Consider the following 1,303-nt stretch of genomic DNA (forward strand, 5'->3'; position numbering starts at 1 on the left):
AAACGGAATCTATGGTCACTCCCGTTTTTGCAACACCGATTTTGACGACAAGTTGGCTTGCTTGAATCTATCCGGCGTCTGAATGGGATTTTATTCCCGCGCCTTGATGAGTTCCGCGCCTGATGAACCTCCAGAAAATATACGGCTTCAATGAGCCTTTCCGTTTTACAGGTTCCTCAACAGGCCGGTGGGCCGTTAGTATCATCAATATCAGTATTCGCAAAACCAGATCAGTAATTCTTTAAACCGGTGTATTTCTGCCGTTATGCTACATAAGTTTGCTGTCGTGCCGTTAGGGCCCAGGCTATTCTGGCCAGCTTGTTTGCCAGAGCACAAGTGACGACAAAGTTGCTTTTCCGGCACAGTAAATCCCTGACCCAATCGGCCAATTTGCCAGACTGGTGTTCCAGTTTTTGTATGAATACCCTGGCACATTGAACCAACAAAGTTCGGATCTTTTTATTACCTCGCTTACTAATTCCCAGCAATGTCGTCCTACCTCCCGTGCTGTACTGCCGAGGTACAAGCCCTGTTGCCGCCGCAAAGTCACGGCTGCTGGCGTACTGCTTCCCGTCGCCAATCTCAGTTGAAATAGTACTCGCTGTCAGTGTTCCGACGCAGGGAATGCTCAGCAAGCGCTGTCCAACCTCATCTTCGTCCAACTTTCGTTTCAACTGGGATTCCAAATCTTTAATCTGCTCAACAAGATAGTGATAATGCTGTTGTAATTTCAGCAATAACTGGCTGAGGTAAAGAGGCAAACTATTATCCTCAAGAATGGTACTCAGTCGGCTAATAACGGCAGCTCCTCGGGGAACGCTAATGCCAAATTCCAGCAGAAAAGCATGCATTTGATTGGTTGTTTTTACCTTATCCTGAACCAGGGATTCACGGACACGATGCAGAGCCCGCATTGCCTGCTGAGATTCCGTTCTGGGCTGCACAAAACGCATAGACGGACGCGATGCAGCTTCACAAATAGCTTCGGCGTCGACAAAGTCGTTTTTATTGCTTTTAACGAACGGGCGGACAAATTGTGGTGATATCAGCTTTGGGGAATGCCCCAACTCTTCCAACTTGCGTGCCATAAAGTGAGAACCGCCACAGGCTTCCATTGCGATGGTTGTAGCGGGGCATGTCGCCAAAAATTCGATCAACTTTGGCCGGGTAAATTTTTTACGGTAAACAGCCTTCCCGCGACGATCCTGGCAATGAATATGGAAAGAGTTTTTACCCAGATCGATACCAATGAGCGCAATGTTTTCCATGATAGTTCTCCGAATGAAAGCCTGTCCTCAGCATA

1 protein-coding gene is annotated in these 1,303 nt (G+C 47.7%); it reads right to left on the reverse strand.

The window, feature by feature from the left end; translation table 11 throughout:
* Positions 1-263: 263 nt before the first annotated feature.
* Complete coding sequence (locus tag F0Q32_RS24510; RefSeq protein WP_000427623.1) at positions 264-1,268, reverse strand: IS110-like element IS4321 family transposase; 1,005 nt, start codon at positions 1,266-1,268, stop codon at positions 264-266.
* Between the last annotated feature and the right edge of the window lie 35 nt (positions 1,269-1,303).

The sequence above is a fragment of the Pseudocitrobacter sp. 73 genome, assembly GCF_008369545.1.
GTDB lineage: Bacteria > Pseudomonadota > Gammaproteobacteria > Enterobacterales > Enterobacteriaceae > Pseudocitrobacter > Pseudocitrobacter vendiensis.

Bases quoted from the DNA above. Each gene is read 5' to 3' on its own strand.
- F0Q32_RS24510 (WP_000427623.1), bottom strand. From the start codon at position 1,268: ATGGAAAACATTGCGCTCATTGGTATCGATCTGGGTAAAAACTCTTTC.